Genomic DNA, 17,819 nt, shown 5'->3' with positions numbered 1-17,819 from the left:
TTGTATTTTCCTTTTTATGCTACTACATAATAAATCTCCTATAAATTTTGGCAGCACACTTTGTGCATAAATTTTGATATAGTAGTTAATAGAGAAAATGGAAAGGGTTAAAACAACCATGAAATGTATATCAATTGACTTAGACGGTACACTTTTAAATTCAAATCATGAAATATCTAAAGAAAACGTAAAAGCTTTAGCGGATCTACAGGAACAAGGACACTGCATAATTTTAAACACTGGCCGTGCTTACGCAGATGTAATAAAATTAAGAGCGATTCAAAATATGGAACTTCCAATTTTTTGTATCAATGGATCTGTTTTATATTCGGCATCAAGTGAATTGTTATATGAAGCAAGCTTACCTATTTCCACTTATCAAGAAATCTTTACGATTCTAAAAGATTTAGGTGTTGGGATCCTAGTTTATACCAATTATGGCGGCTTCCCCTCTACCTTGCCACCTTTACATGGTAAAAGTAAACAAGAACTAAACAAACTTTTTCAGGAATTCGATTATGATAATATTCTGAATAAGGATAATTTAAAAATCTATAAAGTAATTGCCCTGGTCCACCCAGAGCAACAAGAACGTGTAGAGGAAATAAAGGCTGCATTAGCCGGAAAATTCCCCATCTCGATGGCATCTTCTTTCCCAAATAATGTTGAGATTACCTCAAACGAAGCTCATAAAGGGAAAGCCTTATTACGTTACCAGCAAATGATGAATTTATCGTTTGATGATATTATTGCCTTTGGTGATGGTGGGAATGATTTAGCACAGTTTGAAGTTGCTGACATATCCGTTGCAATGGGAAATGCTCCTCTTCATGTGCAAGAAAAAGCAGATATCATTACAAAAACCAATGATGAAGATGGTTTTGCTTATGCAGTTCGTCATCTTTTAAAATTATTAGAGACTGATACAAAGGCATTAATCTTTTAATATAAGACTCTGTTAAACTTGCCTGTTGATTTCCGCTTCAGGCACTTCGCTTACCGTGGGTGTTTCGGCGAGCCTCCTCGGAGAAACGCGCCTGCGGGGTCTCCCCTGAGCCATACTCCCACAGGAGTCTTCGTGCCTTCCGCTCCAATCAACAGGGGGTAAAAATCAACACTGATCTTTAACACAGCCTAATATAATGAAAACAAGCTACCACAAGTAGCTTGTTTTTACAACAAACAGTTAACATAATTATATTATAATCTACCAGTTAATCCATTTTTTGTTTTTATTCTAATCCTGCCTCTTCCAACGATATTCTAGCTAAGGCTGACCAGTCTTGATTCTCACGGCCCTTCTCGACAGAAGTAAGGAGTCGATTTTGTAGTAAATTAGCAAGTGGCATCGGTGTTTTTGTGGAGTTAGCTTCATCTATGACTAGATTGCAATCCTTTAGACCCAAACCAAGCTGAAAACCCGCAGGTTCAAACAGTTTCTTAGCAATCATCTCACCATATCCTTGATACACCGTACAAGCAAATAATGTTGACGAATAAACTTCTGCAGCCAGCTCTCTGTCAATACCATGTTTCTCTGCTAAATTAAAGGACTCAGCCATTGCCTCCATGGCAGCCATTATCATGAAATTACCACCAAGCTTTATTACATTAGCAGCACCTGGTTCTTCACCAATATCAAAAACCCGCTGACCCATTGCTTCCTGAACGGGCTTTACTCGTTCTTTAGCCTCACTTTGACCTGAGGAGAGAATATTTAATTTTTGTGCAGCAGCTGCCTCAGGACGACCAAAGACTGGAGATGCCACGTAATGGCTGCCATTCTGTTGGTGAAAGGCTGCTAGTTTCTTGGATATTTCTGGAGAAACAGTACTCATTGATAAGTGAATACCACCAGTCCCTAACCTCTCCCCAAAGCCATTCGTTCCTAAAACAATCTCTTCGAGGGACTGATCGTTTGAAACCATTGTTACGACGATTCCACCAGGTGTAACAACATCAGCTAATGTATGTACTTGCTGAGCACCAGCTTTTACTGCAATTGCTGTTTTACTAGGTGTACGGTTATACACCTTCACTTTATATCCTGCTTTTAAAAGATTTAAAACCATTGGCTGTCCCATATTACCAAGTCCGATAAAACCAATTTCTACTGACATATTCACTGCCTCCTATATACTATTCCTATTAAAAACTATGATATAGCTGCCTATTCCCCTATGCAACTGTTGTATACTTAAAGTCCTAAAGAAAGTATAGTTTATTAACAATTGAAAAAAGACCACTTTGGGTCTTTTTAAAAGTATTTATTAAAATAAGTGCGGAATAGTCATTAATGGAGGAATAAGCAAGGCTGCCCAAATTAAAGTAATGAATGCGGCAAAAATCATCGCTAAAGATGAAAAAGTGGCTTCTTGCTCACCGTACTCCAACGCTTTATTTGTCCCCGCTCCATGGGCCCCCATTCCTAAAGCAAGTCCTTTGGCAATGGGAGTTTTAATGGACAGAGATTTAATTACCAATGGACCTACAACTCCGCCAATTACACCTGTTAATATGACAAATACAGTGGTTAAGGTAGGCAATCCACCAATTTCTTTTGACACCTCTATAGCAATTGGAGTGGTAATAGACCTAGGAATAATTGAAGTAACAAAGTCATATTTCAAATGAATTAATTTTGAAAGGCCCAAGGTAGAAAAAATAGCTACGAGTGTCCCTGAGGTAATACTTACTATTATTGTTACAATGTATTTTTTTATGATTGATAAATTTTTATATATTGGTACAGCAAAAGCTACAGTAGCTGGACCCAAAAGATGCGTTAGCAACTTAGACGCTTCTAGATATCGAGTGGCTGAAACGTGGGTAATGGATATTAAGGCTATTAATAAGAGTGGTGCCATCAATAACGGATGAAAGAATGGTAGAGTTAATTTACTATATGTTTTTTTGGCAAACCGATAGATAATATACGTTAAGATTGTAAAAAGAATCATCATCATTGGTGCTCACTCCTATTTCGCCCTGAGATTTTTTCTGCAATCAGAGCAGTCATTCCCATAACAATGACAGTGCTGATAGTAATTAAGACAACGATTTCCGCTCCTTGAAGGCTGATAATTTCATCGTAATTAACAATTCCAACGGCCGATGGGATAAAGAACAGTAAAAGCTCTGCCATTAGCCATCTTGCCCCGTTTTCCACCCATTTCAGTTTAATAACTTTGAAATAAAGTGCAATAAATAGAATACCTAATCCGAACATAGAAGCTGGAATTGGAAGAGGAATCAAATTCTTTAGCACAACACCCAAAAATAGGAAAACATGAATAAATAACACTTGTATCACTATTACTCCTAGTTTCATTATGTACATCCTCCCTAAAATAAAAAAAGGGAGCAAGTATACTCCCCTTCGTTTCCTTGAATTAACTATTAGTAATAGTACATCCATATTCATCATTCGTAAAATACAGATTTAGAATGGTTTTCATAACCAAAAGTTATAATGGATCTTTAAGAATGAAGTCAATAAAGATTCTCCCTGCATTGGAAATATAACGGTCTTTCTTTGTAATGACAGCAAGTCTCCACATAATATCATTCTTAAGCCTGATTATTTTTAGATCAGAATTAAACGCTCTGTTACAAATAGATTGAGGAAGAATGGTAATCCCCAGATTTGCTGCAACCATCTCCGTCATCAGGTCCCATTGTGAACTCTTGAATAAAATTTTCGGTTCAAAGCCTGATGCAATGAAATGGTTCCTCATAATTTGGTTTAAAGCAAATTCCTCATGATAAAAGATAAACTCCTCATCCATTAACTCCTTTAATTCCACTTCTTTACGGGTGGCCAAGTGATGATCTTTGTAAACTAAAAGTCTCATCTCTTCTTCCACAATTGGGTAAACAGAAAATTGCTGCTCATCTAATGGGAGTACAGCGACCCCTAGTTCAAATTCACCCTCTTCTACGCTTTTAACTACGCGGGCCCCACCGTATTCTGTAATGTTCAATTCTATATTGGGGAAGGCCTGATGAAACTTAGCTATAACCCTTGGGAAAAATAAACTACCAATAAACGGTGGCAATCCTATGTTGATTTGCCCTCTAGATAGGTTCGTCAAATCATTTAAAGTCGTTTTCATTTCATCAAGCAGCACTGTCATTCTTAGTGCATATTCAAGGACTACCTTTCCAGCATCTGTTAGATCGCTTGTCTTGTTGGTCCGGATAATTAATATCATACCAAGCTCTTCCTCTAAAGAAATAATGGACTTGCTTAAAGCCGGTTGCGATAAATGCATATTCTCTGCAGCTTTCGTAATACTTTTATGTTTGGCCACTTCAATAAATAATCTTAATTGCCGTAATTCCACAAAAACACCTCAATCTCTTGATACTCATTCTCTTGATATTAGACTTATTATAAAAAAAGACTTTAGAAAATTAAAATATCCCCCATATAAGGGGGATGCAATAAAACTTATAGTGCGCTTTCGGCTTTATTTTTAATATGAACAGTTGTTTGTTTTTTTTGAGCGTACAAACAATGATGATATGATAATTGCAACTATAACAGGAATCAGCCAACCAAGTCCATTGTTATATAGAGGTAAAACACTTTCATACAATGAGACAATTGGTTTCAACCATTCAAAATACCCAATTTCAAGGAGTTGGCATAAAGTCTTAAAACCATCTATTATGCTAATACAAAAGGTAACCACAATTGCGGTAGTATAAACAATGCGCGAATGGTAAAATAGTTTTGATAAAAAGGCCAACAGCATTATGGTAATTGCCAATGGATAAAGAAACATCAATACAGGAATAGAGAAGGTTATAATATTGGATAATCCAAAATTGGCAATAATAAAGGAAACAAATGAGAAAAAGAAAACCCACATCTTATAACTGATCTTTGGAAAAATATTATGAAAGTATTCACCACAAGCTGTCATTAGACCAATACTGGTTGTTAGGCAGGCAAGTATGATAATAATAGATAACATTAGTGTTCCAATTGATCCAAAATAATGGTACGCTGCCTTTCCGAGAACAGGACCACCATTATCAAACAGGCCAAATACTTCTGTACTTGTTGCTCCTAGATATGCAATCCCCACATAAATGATTCCCAGAAACACTACTGCAATAATACCCGATTTTGCTGATGCAAGTAAGATCCCACGGGAGGTTGTTATGCCCATAGAACGAATTGCATTGATAACAATTATGCCAAATACAAGGGAAGCAAGAGCATCCATCGTATTATATCCCTCCATTAAACCTTTCATAAAAGCACCATTGCTATATGAGTGCTGGGGCGCTCCAATCACCCCTACAGGTTTAACAACAATCATAATTAATAACACAAAAATAAGAATAATAATTGCAGGTGATAATATTTTCCCAACATTATCAACAATTCTTGCTGGGTTGAGCGAGAACCAAAGTGTGACTACAAAAAATAATAAGGTAAAAATAATCAAACCAACATGTCCATTGCTATTACTCACAAAAGAGGCAATACCAATATCATATGCAACAGCTCCTGTTCTTGGGGCAGCAAAAAATGGTCCAATTGTAAGGTAAAGTAATGATGTAAACACTACTCCAAAAACTGGATGAATTCGACTAGAAAGATCCTGTAAATTCTTACTTCCTGAAACTCCCATTGCAAGTATTCCAAGGAATGGCAAGCCAATTCCAGTAATTAAAAATCCACTAACTGCCAGCCAAATGTTTGATCCTGCTTTTTGGCCAAGGGATGCCGGAAAGATCAAATTTCCTGCACCGAAGAATAAGGCAAACAACATTACTCCTATGATGAAATACCTTGAAAAATTTAATTTATTTTGCATAAATGTTATTCCCACCTTAGTTGTTCAATACTCATCGTAAATAAATAATTTCATAATAATATTATAACGTGAATAATATTACTACTCGGCAAAGTGAAATTCAACCTATTTTCATGATTTATTTGATTATTTAAAACTGACAAAAGTTTACTATTTTTTAAAACAGGATTATTACTTTTTATATTATTTTAATATAATAAATGCGATATCCTAATAATTTGGTGGTTAATCCTTTTCATTCTACATCCAAAGGAGAATTCAAATGATCATTATATAAATCAATAAAAAGAGTTCCATTTGTTAGTATTACCGCGTATTGAACGTCTTTCAGTTGCAGGTTCTGAGATTCTAATTCCTTTTTTAGCCATGCACTAGAGTACTTGGTAGTAAAATTCTTCTCAACTATCTTTCCATCCATCACTAATTCTATAGGAATGTGTACCTCATTCTTTTGAATAGCTGGAACCACTTCATTCTTCGTTACATTTTGATATTTTGATTTTTTCAAAACAGATAACTTACCACTAACCTCTAATAAGGCAAACTCTACTTCAACTATGTCAAATATTCCTTGTTCTCTTAATTGTTGGTTCAAATCATCAAGTGAATATCTTATTTTCTTCATATTAACATCTAAAAGTTTTCCATTTTCAATGATAACAGTAGGCTCTCCTGAAAGCCAAAGCCTAAAACGTCTACTCTTGCTTGCAAGCAATGAAGTAAAAAAATACATTATAATTAATACAATGAACGATGCGAACATTGGAATTAACTTTAAATATGTATCAAACCCCATATTTGCAATAAAAGAACCTAGCGTTATCGATAATGCAAAATTATAGTGGTTGTTATGAGAATTTACTTGTTTACCTATCCAGATTGAAACTGCCAATAATAATAAATAAGCAAAACCTGTTCTAAGCATAGGAATAATTAATGTTTCCACTATATTCATCCTTTATCTTTTCAACATAAAACTCCCTTGTAATATGACCCATATATGATAGGAATATTAATTATTTATGGATGGTTGCACTATGACAAATTGATTTAGTGGAAGCAAAAAGGCCTCTATCCTAATGAAAGGATAGAAGCCTCCTAGTTATTTCTTATTAATTGTTAAATTAATGGTTTTAGTCGCTTTAGCAATGGCTCCACCATCATCTTTAAAAATCTTTGTTTTACTAACTTCAGATGGTTCAATATGAATACTTACATTATTTTCACCTGCTTTTAGGTTAATCGTGTGAGAGAAAGTCATATCACTATTAATAGTAACAGGCTCACCGTTAATCGAAAGGACCCCGTCCTTAATCGCATTTCCTTGCAAGGTTATACTGTCGCTTGATACTGTTTGTCCATCAGTATGAGATGTCACCACCACAGGTAAATCAATCCAGCGAACAATTTTATCTTGTACCACCATTTGATTACCTCCTTGGTTAGTTACCACTACTGAAAGATCAGTGCCCTGTGCTCCATATCCATAATAGCTGATGTCATCATCTGATGTGTTTGCTGCAGTATGATCGGGTAGACCTTCTTGATCCCAGGTACCATTTTTCACGTATTTGTAAGTTAGTACTTCACCCTCCTGTGCTTCCACCGTATATTCATAATCGTTGGTGACTGCTCCTGCGCGAGTCATCTGCCAAGCACCTGTATTCCAGCCATTTTTACTTCCCGGCATTGTAATATAAATGCCTTGAGGTGTATAGGCGGGTGCATTCACTTTAAACGTTACTTTCACAGTAACTAACTCTGGTTTGATGGTTACTGTATTGGATTTTACTACGTTTCCGGCTTTATCGTATATCCGAACTTCATACGTATACGTTTTTCCGTTAGTTACATTGATATCTCGATAAGCATGTTTTGTAAGGTCAAACAACTGATCAATCATTTCACCGTCACGCACAATTGCCACCAAATATGGGTCATTCTCGCCCACCAAATTCCAAGAAAGGTTGACCTGACCAGATTCTTGTTGTGGCTGTTCAAGAGTTACCTTTTCAGCGGGAGCAATTGTATCGTCTCCCATAGTAAAGTTTACAGTCATCGATTTACTTGTAACCCAACTAAGCCCTAAATCATTTGAGAAAGCAAAACGATACTCATAAGTTCCTACATTAAAAGGAAGGAAGTTGGCACTAAACACATTCGATGTTTCATGCTGATTTACATATACAGCCCTAATTGATGTCCACTTCTCGCTTCCTGGTTGTTTTACTTCAAGCTTCGCTTGCAACCCTTCCATTTGATCTGATTCTGTTTCCCCTTTAACAAAAAAGTTTGCTGTAACCGTTACTGGCTGGGAGAGATCTATAATCCCTGGTACAAGAGATGTCACTTGATCAATCTTATAATTGTTAAAAGTTAACGCCACATGTGGAATAACAGCTGCTTTAGTCTCAACCTTTTCGGATTCATTTCCATTTTTATCAAGGGCTGCCACAGCAAAATAATATTTTCGCCCATTATCTAAACCGTCAATGATCACTGTATTATTAGAAGTTTCTTTTACTTTTTGATAAAAAGCGCCGGAAATTGTTGTTTGGTAAACCGCATACTTTTTCGCATCGCCCTCCCACTTAAGTGTAGCAGTATGATTTCCTTCTACAGCAGATAGGTCTGTTATTACAGCAGGACGCTTTAAGTTTTGTCCCTTATCGGACACAAGCATACGGCCACTCATGGCAGGAATTGTCACGCTCAACTTTCCATCTTTAGAAACAGTAGAATACTTTTTATCAAGTTGGTCTGTGAATTTAATCCCATTAATTATCAAATCTGCCACATTCAAATCTACCGTTTTTTCTTGATTGCTACGGTTTGTAAGCACTAAAGCAACATTCTTTTTATCTGAACGGGAGAATGCAAGCACATCACCTTTGGCATATAGATGCTTTAAGTCTCCATAACTAAATAATTCATGATAATCATTTCTTACTTTTCCTATTGCTTGATAATGTTTAATTAATTCCTTGTTTTCATTACCCCATGGATAAGTACGACGGTCATCTGGATCCTTTGAACCTGTGACACCAGCTTCATCACCATAGTAGATTGTAGGGGCACCTGCATAGCCCATTTGTAAGATGGAAGCGAGCTTTAACCGTTTAATCCCTAGTTCAGGGTTATAGTTCTTATCAAATTCTGCTCTTTCATAGGAGTCTGTTCCATTTCCTAGCACGAACGCTGCACGTGCTGTATCATGAGAGCCCATTAAATTCATAAGGGCATAAAATGCTTCTTTTGGGTAGTCCTCATAGACCGCATTCAGTTGATTTTCAGCACCTTCAGCATTTCCGGACTTTAAATAATCAATCATCGCACCTCGGAAACGGTAATTCATAACCGAATCATATAAATCTCCAAGAAAATATTGTGAAGCATCATCCCAAATTTCACCGAGAATTAAAGGCTCATCTTTTTTACCTGTTTTGAGTTCTTTACGGAATTCACGCCAAAACTCAGGGTCCACTTCATTAGCAACATCTAATCGCCAACCAGAAGAACCATTTTTTATCCATGACTTGGCAACTGAATCTTCATCATACATAATGTAATCCGCAAATGATTTATTATTTAGTTCTGATGGATAATCTACCGCTTTACCAGGCACTGATTTGATTTCCGGGAGCGAATCATAGCCCCACCAGCACTGATATTTATAGACGCCATCCACCTTTTCATTTTGAATATTAAACCAATTTTCAAAACCGTATGGACTAAAAGTTTGTCCATCAGCAATAAATTTCTCTCTTACCTGTTTTTTTGCATCTGCTTCTGAAGCTCCACTATTAACAAGATCGTAAATAGCTGACCAGTACTCATAAGCGCCCACCGTTGGATATTTCCCATATCGATCAAAATAAATGGAATCGTCCCCTACATGGTTAAATACGCCATCTAAAATCAAGTGCATTTTCCGTTTCTTTAATTCTTTGGTAAATGCATTAAATTCTTCCGGTGTACCAAACATTGGATCAACATTTTTGTAATCTGCTGCATCATATTTATGGTTTGATGCTGCCTCTGCAATTGGATTCAAATAGAGTGTGTTAACACCCAGTGACTGGATATAATCTAATTTCTTTTGAATGCCTGAAATATCCCCACCGAAGAAATCATTAGAGAAAATGGCATCACCTTCATACCCTTCTGTCCCATCTAATCGAGGATTATCAGGCAAGTCATTCCACTTTTTATGCTCAATAGGTTCATCACCACGGGCATTTTTCTTTGCTTCGTCATTCTTTTTGTTCCCATTGTTAAAGCGGTCTGGAAAAATCTGATATACAACCGCTTCCTTCATCCAATCTGGTGTTTTAAATGAAGGGTCATATACGGTAAGCTGGAATAAAGATGCGTTTGAATCAGAAGCCGTACCTTTTCCACCTTCCTGAACGTCTTCTCCATACTCTTTTTGTCCTTCGCCGTCTCGGGCAATAAACTTATATCCATATACTCCCTTATCTTCTGGTTTAATGTTTGCTTCCCAAAACTCGACCTGTCTCCCCTTTTGATCCATCCAACCGGCATACTCCATATCTACAGTGATGGTATTACCAGTATTATAGTTTTTTAGCTGCACCTTAGCCCCAGTTAAATCTCCTTTCTTCGCTTGTAGTCGCAGCTTGACTTTGTCACCCACTTTTACAGCACCAAATGGTGAGCGGAATGCTGTATCCCATGTATTATGGTAGAGCTTGTCTCCTTGGACACTGCCGTCAGGTAATCCGGGATCATAATCAGTGTAAACTTCTTTTGTATCATGGTTGTAAAAGAACGTCACCGTTGCCTCCTTTAAGATGTTTAATACAAAGTTATTAGTAGGATAGGCAGGTACCTCCCAGTTGGTTCCAAGGACAATTTTAAATTCATGCTTCCCCTTAGGAACCTTTGCGGTGTAAGTGTATACATTATCATGGTCCTCATCTTGCAATATAGCAGTAGACTCAGCTGGTTTCCATTCTCCTCCTGCATTAAGTTCTGGCTGTATATCGCCTACTATTCTAGGTTTTTGATCATCCGGCAATTCTATCGGTACCGTTACACGATGGGTGCTATCATCATAGAGGAACGTAACCTTCTGTTCCTTATCTAGAGATAGCTTGTAGTTATCTCCCCCAGGAACTCCATTCACTCCATAGTTTTCATCCCATGCACCATTTATAGCAATTTTATACTCATAGCTTCCTGCGGGCAGTGTACCAGTTAACAAGTACTTTCCATTCTCTTGTAGCGTCATTTGTGTCGCAGGATCTGCTGGGTTCCATTCACCTGAACCGCCCAGTTCATCCTGTAGGTTACCGACAAGTGTTATTACTCTTCCGTCAGCCTTCGTAGGCAACGGATGAAAAAAAGTCGTGCCTGCAATCGTTTGCACAATTAACGCTAAAAGTGCTAAATAACTGATTACCTTCCGTGATCTACCTTTCATGCTTTTTCCTCCCCAAAATATGATAAAACAAGGCAAACGTTTGCACAAAATGAAATAGAAAACGCTTACTTAATGCTATTATCTCATCTCCAATATTTCCATAAGAATAGGCCTTTCCTACTTTTTATATCCACTATTCATATGTCTTTAATCCTATTTTTCTGATAATTCAATAATTTGAATAATAATAGGGTCAGACATAATAGGTTTCTGACCCTTTGTACAATTAACTGCGTTCCTCTAATAAGACCTAGATAAATTGTTGCTAATTTATTTTTCAGTAGGAAATCTATGTTAAACTATTCTTCAAATAAAAAAACCACCAAACTCCCTCCATTGTATGTGGGGAATTTGATGGATTAATACTTACCTAATCTTCTATGTTAAACTTTTCAATTGTTTTTTGACCGCTTTCCTTTTCTGAATAGATATACGAAATCTTGTCACCTTCTATTATCGATGTTAATTGTTTGATCGCTTCATCGGATAATTGAAAGGCGGTTTTATTTCCATCAACGTTTACTTCTATTGTATGAGGATCCATTTGTCCTACATACTGACCTGAACCATTAATATAAATAGAATTCTTTACTATAAATTCTGCGTCTGTCTGTGCCTTTTCCTCTTTTGAAGTTAGAAAAACTTCCAATCTATACTGACCATTCAGAAGATCAGATATAGTAAATTTTTGTTCCATTTCTTTTTTATTATCTAAAGTGATTTCTTCCGTAGCTTGTGTTACGGAAACTTCCTCTGAATATTGTTTAACTTTTTTTCCATTCTGATCGTATACAATAAAGTCAGCCTTTATCCCACTAGAAAAAGTTAGTGTCTGTTTTTTGCCGGATATATTTTTAACTGTATATTTGACCATCATGTCATGGTTATCCTCTTTTATTTCAAGTGAAGGAATAAATTTTGCCGTCACTTTTTCTTTCTTTTGATTTTCCGTTTTCGTTCCACCATTGATGCCATTCGTCTTTGTACTTGTTCCACAGCCTGTTAAAAGTCCGAATACTATAGCGGTGCTTATGACAAAATATATTTTTTTGTTTGCCATTTTCTTATCCCCTTATTTATCATGTTTTTTGTTTTCAGCACTATAGTCGCAAAAAACAGGAATAAAGTTACACTTCTACGAACAAATGAGTTTTTACAGACAAAAGGTCCCATCATTATCCGATGAGACCTTTTTTTACTTTCTCCATTTTTTAGGAGAGGATTCTCTTTTCACCTTCAATAGCTTTTATCGGATCAATATTCTGGGTAAATTCTAGTGTACCCATGTAGCTTCCTTTCTCATCCCGTACAGCAAAATAACGTATATATACGTATTTATCTCGGAACTTGATCCAGAAATCCTCACTGTCTTTTATCCCAGCTTTAAAATCTGCCAATAATTCTTCTACCACATGCACACTTCGTGGCGGATGACAATTCTGAACTGTACGTCCGATGACAGCTTTTGTACGGGCGAAAATTCTTTCTTTTCCGTGGGAAAAATAACGGACGACATCTTCATGATCAATAAATGTAATATCAACTGGTAAGTGGTTTAAAAGCAGTTCTAATTGCTTTAAAGATAAAATTCCTGTTTCCATCTTAACATAGCCTTCGGTTATAGCATTCTCGGCTAAGGCTTTTCTCTCTGGTTTCCATTCTTCATCAGGGCCTGTTAAACAAAAGCCTATCTCATCACTTTCATGAGCAATTTTTATCCACTCATCTTCAGATAAATTTTTTAAAGCCATTGGAAAAAGGAGGTTCTCTTCCTTATAAATCATTCCAGTTACTTCTTCGATAACAAAATTCAGGACCCCAAGGATCTCCTGCCTTTCACCTTGATAGCTGGCTAATTTTTGTTTTGCTTCTTTAATAGCATCGCGAATAAAGTCATCAATTCTCCACATATTTGTAGTCGGTCCAAAGATACCGTACTTTTCTAAATAAGGAAATAGTAAGTTCTCTTTACGACTATAGTGCTTATCAATGTCTAATAAGAGGTTCAAATCCTGTAGTAGATGGTAAATGTTTACAGATGAATCGTCTCTTACAAACTCATCCACATGGACTTGAACTTGTTGTTGAAGCAGTTTTTCAATTTCTCTATTTTCCAGTTTAAACGTATGAACCGGATGCCCTGGTAGATCCTCTGGCTTTTTCGAATTATTTTCTATTTCAATTGAACCTTGAAATAGGGCACTATGTTCCTGATAGATACGCATTAACTTATCTTTTGGAATACTTCCCTCTGAACATTCATGTTGGAGCTGTGTGATTTCATCCAATGTAATTTTCCCTATCAACCCATCAAAATGAGCTTTTACTTCATCTAAATTTCTTCCGTTATGAAGGTCTTGGAAGATCCCTTTTAATATGGTAAGACGGTCTGTATTTTTAGACATTAGTTGTTCACGATTATTAATCATTTCACTCATTTCAGGACTCTCCTTCACTGTTGCTAAATACTGTTGTTAAAGGCATCGCATTAATAACTTACCATTTAGATATGAAGCTGAAAGTGATTAACATCATTGTTATAGTTATAAATGTGAAAACTTTAAGAACATAGCTCGTGATTTTCCTGATAATGAAAGACACTGCTCACATATTATGGCAGTGTCCTCTTTAAATACATTTTTTTAGCTTCTTTTTAATTCTTCTAAAATAGGATATAGTTCTTCCAAATGTTTAATTTCAAATGTAGGAATGACTTCATTTCTTTGTTTATCATGCCGGTTAATCCAAACTGTTTTTATCCCTGCACGGTTCGCGCCAAGTATATCGGTCATAAGGTTATCACCAACCATTAGAACTTCGTCCTTTTTCAAAGACATACGTGATAAGGCATGCTCGAAAATTGAAGGATCCGGCTTTCCTCGACCGAAATCACCGGAAATAACAATATGATCAAAATAAGGAATTAACTCAGGTGTTATAGCTAGTTTCGCATTTTGAAGATCAGGGGATCCGTTTGTTAATAGAAGAAGTTGAAAGTTTCCCTTTAATCCATCTAGAATTTTAAACGTTTCATCATAGACAAATGGGTGGTTACGCCGCTCCAGGGGAAAGCGTTCAGCTAACTCAACCCCTAATTCAGAATCATCGATACCCATTGCTGATAATCCTAATGTCCACGCATCTTTTCGATAGGTGGGTACAATTTCTTTCATTTTCTTAAACTCTTCCGTATCATCTAAAAAATCCCCCCATAACCCTTCAAAAGGATTAATCCCAATCATTTGTGTAAACGGAAACGTTTCATAGGAAGAATATAAGTTTCTAGCTGCTTCACGAACAGCTTCCTCAAGTTGATCTGCAGAAATGGCATACCTTTCCACTGCTAATCTACATGTTGCTGCAAAGGCTTCTTTTACACTTTTTTGGTCCCAAAGTAGCGTATCATCTAAATCAAAAAAAATGGCTTTTATCATTTTGTCCTCGCTTCGATTTATGATTTTTTAATAGTTTATCATTAAATCCCTCGCACATGAAGACTAAAGTTTCTGACAACTAAATTCATAAAGAGGAATGAAACACCCTCTACCCTCATATTTTTTTAAGATGGGAAAGGAGGATACAATATGGTCAGCACTGAAGTTAATAAGAAAATTGAGAGTATCACTCATCCGAAGGTACGTAATATTGTAAGAGTTTGCGTGGAACAAGGGTGTATGTTCAGACCACATCCAAGCAACCCTAACTTAGTACATTTATTTGATCCTGAACGTGGGAAAAATATTATTGGTGATATTAACCTATTAAGTCCAAGAGGGTACTTTACACTGGAAGTAGCGGACGGGCGTTTTAAATCCTTTAGAAATGAAATATTGGATTTAGATATTAATCATGCAAACTTTGTAGAAAAAGTACTCAAACGGTTGAGTCAATAATAGAAAAAACAGGAAAAAAGGCAATGATTTCATTACTTAAAATCATTGCCTTTTAGTATGTAGATTTAATCTTACCTTTGATTTTCCGCTATAAAATAAATTTTTTCGAATTCTTCGGTGGAGACTGGTTTGCTGAAAAAATACCCTTGTGCTTCTGTGCATTTTTGTTCAAGTAGAAAATAAACATGTTCTTTTGTTTCCACTCCCTCAGCGATAACCTGTAGTTTTAAGTTATGGGCCATCGCAATGATCGTCTTTACAATAGTCTCATCATTCGGGTCTGTTGTACTATCTCGTATGAAGGATTGGTCTACTTTTAGTTTATCAATTGGAAACCGTTTTAGATAGTTAAGGGAACTATACCCTGTGCCAAAGTCATCCATACTTACTTTTACACCAATTTTTTTTAATTTCACCAGCGTTGTTATGGCACGGTCAACGTCCATCGTCATACTTTCTGTTATTTCAAGCTCTAAATACTTTGCTTCAAGACCTGTTTCAAAAAGTATCTTCTCGACGATTTCAGCTAAGTTTGATTGAAAGAATTGTTTAGCAGATATGTTGACCGCGATCGTAATAGGTGGCAAACCCTCATCCTGCCATTTCTTGTTTTGGTAGCAAGCAGTCCTTAATGCCCATTCACCTAATTGGATGATAAGACCTGTTTCCTCAGCTACTGGGATAAACTCTGCGGGTGAGATCAGCCCCTTTTCTGGGTGTTCCCAACGAATTAACGCTTCCGCTCCTATAATCTGATTGGTATGTAGATTGAATTGCGGCTGGTAGTATAAGATAAACTCATTCCGTTCCAATGCTTTCCTCAACTTGATTTCTAAATCTAACTCGTATTGTGATTGGTCTACTAGATCATCGCTGTAAAATTGAAAGTTATTTTTCCCTAAGCTTTTTGCAAAGTACATTGCTAAGTCTGCATGTTTAATGAGCTTATCATATGTAAACCCGTGGTCAGGAAACATGCTGATTCCTATACTAGGTGTAACAAAGACTTCATGATAATTTAGTTGCAGCGGGTTAGATAAGCTAGTTAAAATACTTTTTGCTACTTCCCTTGCTTGGTCGACATTAGACTGTGGAAGAAGAATCGTAAATTCATCTCCTCCATATCTGGATATAATATCTTTCTCATCTAAGCAATCTCTTAATCTTGCGGAGACCTCAATAAGTAATTTATCGCCTATTTCATGCCCCATTGTATCATTGACGATTTTAAAACGATCTAAATCGAGAAACAATATGGCAAATACGTTATTATTTTCACTTGATTCTCGTATTAATTCATCTACCTTTTCCCTTAACAAATATCGATTGGGAAGGTCGGTTAACTGATCATGGTAAGCCATATGTTTAATCATTTGTTCGGTATTTTTTCGATCAGTGATATCAATAATCGTTCCAATTATTGCATCTTTTCCTTCATATTCAATTTTTGATCCGAATACTTCTAGAGAAACAATTCTTTTATCCTTACAAACTATTCTAAATTGATCAGTCATACTTATCATTTCATTGGTAAACAGCTTTTCAACATTTTCCTGAACTGATGGTAAATCCTCTGGTAAAATTAAGTTTGTTAGATTGAATCCAATGAATTCATTGTACGCATAGCCTGTCATCTCACATAATCGTGGATTCACATATACAATCTTACCGCCTTGTAAAATGTAAACCCCAACTTGTGAATTTTCTACAAGACTCCTATATTTTGCCTCGGCTTCTATAAGATTAATTTGGGCACTATTATGTTCAGTTATGTCTTTTATAATAGAATAGACACCTGTAATTTTTTTACTTAAATAGATGGGTATATTGGTTACGTTTATCTTCCTTTGCTTTCCACTTTTATCAAATACGGAACATTCATAATTAGTAGATTTGCCATTTACCGCTGAATTAAATTGAAATAATGCTTTCTCCAAGTCATTGGGCACAATAAGGGGGACAAATGGTTTATTAATCAAGTCATCAAGTGAATAGCCAAATATGGTAGATACAGCTTTATTCGCACTAATAAACATTCCATTTAAGTCGAAGGTAATCACTACGTCTGGGTTTTGTTCAAACAAAGATTTATAGTACTGTTCATTTAATTGAAGTTGTTTTTTTTGTTTAGAGAACCTTTTGGTGGTAATAATGCAAAAAATAACTACAATACATAATAAGAAAATAAAAAACACATCTAAGATGCCAATGGAAATCTCCTCCATCATTCACAAAAAACCCCCTGTTGCCCAATGGAATACCATGATTTTACAATAATATATCAATAAACTTTTGTATTGGTAACTATGTATAAAATTGTAAGAATAGTTCGGTTTACTAAAGTATAATGAAATTATGCTTATATAACAATAAATTTTTAATAATATTTGCAAAATTTGAGAATAGTTCAAAATACCCACTCTTAAACAAAAAAATAGAGGTATCTTTATTAAGATAACCTCCTTTAATATTTTGTTAACCGCTTCATAATTTCCGTCTTCCTTGCTTTATCTTTGATTCTCGTTAAATCAAGTGCCACCTCATGACCCTTATTTTTTGAACGCAGGATTTCTCTTATGGCTTGTTTCACGCTTTCTTCATCATCCCTCACCACGATAACATTTCGTAGCATTTTCTCACTCCCCT

14 protein-coding genes are annotated in these 17,819 nt (G+C 36.0%); 2 read left to right on the top strand and 12 right to left on the bottom strand.

Annotated features, from left to right (window positions below; genetic code table 11):
* Window positions 1-97 precede the first annotated feature (97 nt).
* Window positions 98-946, top strand: coding sequence for an HAD family hydrolase (locus tag QE429_RS12710; RefSeq protein WP_307287386.1), 849 nt, complete (start codon window positions 98-100; stop codon window positions 944-946).
* Between the two features lie 286 nt (window positions 947-1,232).
* On the opposite strand, the gene QE429_RS12705 is transcribed toward QE429_RS12710, so the two are convergent.
* From QE429_RS12705 to QE429_RS12660, 10 genes are all read right to left on the bottom strand, one after another.
* Window positions 1,233-2,120: an NAD(P)-dependent oxidoreductase gene (locus tag QE429_RS12705; RefSeq protein WP_307287385.1), complete on the bottom strand. Its 888-nt coding sequence runs from the start codon at window positions 2,118-2,120 to the stop codon at window positions 1,233-1,235.
* Window positions 2,121-2,270: 150 nt separating this feature from the next.
* Window positions 2,271-2,966: an LrgB family protein gene (locus QE429_RS12700; protein WP_307287384.1), complete on the bottom strand. Its 696-nt coding sequence runs from the start codon at window positions 2,964-2,966 to the stop codon at window positions 2,271-2,273.
* Complete coding sequence (locus tag QE429_RS12695) at window positions 2,963-3,331, bottom strand: CidA/LrgA family protein (protein ID WP_307287383.1); 369 nt, start codon at window positions 3,329-3,331, stop codon at window positions 2,963-2,965. Before QE429_RS12695 ends, QE429_RS12700 begins: the two co-directional genes overlap by 4 nt.
* Window positions 3,332-3,467: 136 nt before the next feature.
* Window positions 3,468-4,346 (bottom strand): LysR family transcriptional regulator, encoded by an 879-nt coding sequence (locus QE429_RS12690; RefSeq protein WP_307287382.1) that lies wholly within the window; start codon window positions 4,344-4,346, stop codon window positions 3,468-3,470.
* Between the two features lie 132 nt (window positions 4,347-4,478).
* Window positions 4,479-5,834: a branched-chain amino acid transport system II carrier protein gene (brnQ, locus tag QE429_RS12685; RefSeq protein WP_307287381.1), complete on the bottom strand. Its 1,356-nt coding sequence runs from the start codon at window positions 5,832-5,834 to the stop codon at window positions 4,479-4,481.
* A gap of 235 nt (window positions 5,835-6,069) precedes the next feature.
* Window positions 6,070-6,789, bottom strand: a complete 720-nt coding sequence (locus QE429_RS12680; protein ID WP_307287380.1) for a DUF421 domain-containing protein — start codon at window positions 6,787-6,789, stop codon at window positions 6,070-6,072.
* A gap of 147 nt (window positions 6,790-6,936) precedes the next feature.
* Complete coding sequence (locus QE429_RS12675; RefSeq protein ID WP_307287379.1) at window positions 6,937-11,280, bottom strand: alpha-amylase family glycosyl hydrolase; 4,344 nt, start codon at window positions 11,278-11,280, stop codon at window positions 6,937-6,939.
* Between the two features lie 370 nt (window positions 11,281-11,650).
* The gene (locus QE429_RS12670; RefSeq protein ID WP_307287378.1) at window positions 11,651-12,340 is read right to left on the bottom strand and encodes a BsuPI-related putative proteinase inhibitor; all 690 of its coding nucleotides are present in this window, start codon (window positions 12,338-12,340) and stop codon (window positions 11,651-11,653) included.
* Between the two features lie 151 nt (window positions 12,341-12,491).
* Window positions 12,492-13,718 carry a DUF438 domain-containing protein gene (locus QE429_RS12665; protein WP_307287377.1) on the bottom strand — a complete coding sequence of 409 codons (1,227 nt, stop codon included), beginning with the start codon at window positions 13,716-13,718 and terminating at the stop codon, window positions 12,492-12,494.
* Window positions 13,719-13,922: 204 nt separating this feature from the next.
* Window positions 13,923-14,714, bottom strand: coding sequence for an HAD family hydrolase (locus tag QE429_RS12660; RefSeq protein WP_307287376.1), 792 nt, complete (start codon window positions 14,712-14,714; stop codon window positions 13,923-13,925).
* A 150-nt stretch (window positions 14,715-14,864) separates the two neighbouring features.
* Between QE429_RS12660 and QE429_RS12655 the strand changes: the two genes are divergently transcribed.
* On the top strand, window positions 14,865-15,173 hold the full coding sequence (locus QE429_RS12655; RefSeq protein WP_307287375.1) for a hypothetical protein: 309 nt from the start codon (window positions 14,865-14,867) through the stop codon (window positions 15,171-15,173).
* Between the two features lie 71 nt (window positions 15,174-15,244).
* On the opposite strand, the gene QE429_RS12650 is transcribed toward QE429_RS12655, so the two are convergent.
* Together QE429_RS12650 and QE429_RS12645 are read right to left on the bottom strand one after the other, a co-directional pair.
* Complete coding sequence (locus QE429_RS12650; protein WP_307287374.1) at window positions 15,245-17,401, bottom strand: sensor domain-containing protein; 2,157 nt, start codon at window positions 17,399-17,401, stop codon at window positions 15,245-15,247.
* A gap of 236 nt (window positions 17,402-17,637) precedes the next feature.
* Window positions 17,638-17,805, bottom strand: a complete 168-nt coding sequence (locus QE429_RS12645; protein ID WP_307287373.1) for a hypothetical protein — start codon at window positions 17,803-17,805, stop codon at window positions 17,638-17,640.
* Between the last annotated feature and the right edge of the window lie 14 nt (window positions 17,806-17,819).

The sequence above is a fragment of the Bacillus sp. SORGH_AS_0510 genome, from assembly GCF_030818775.1.
Taxonomy (GTDB): Bacteria; Bacillota; Bacilli; order Bacillales; family Cytobacillaceae; genus Neobacillus.
This window is presented reverse-complemented; position numbering and strand designations above follow the sequence as displayed.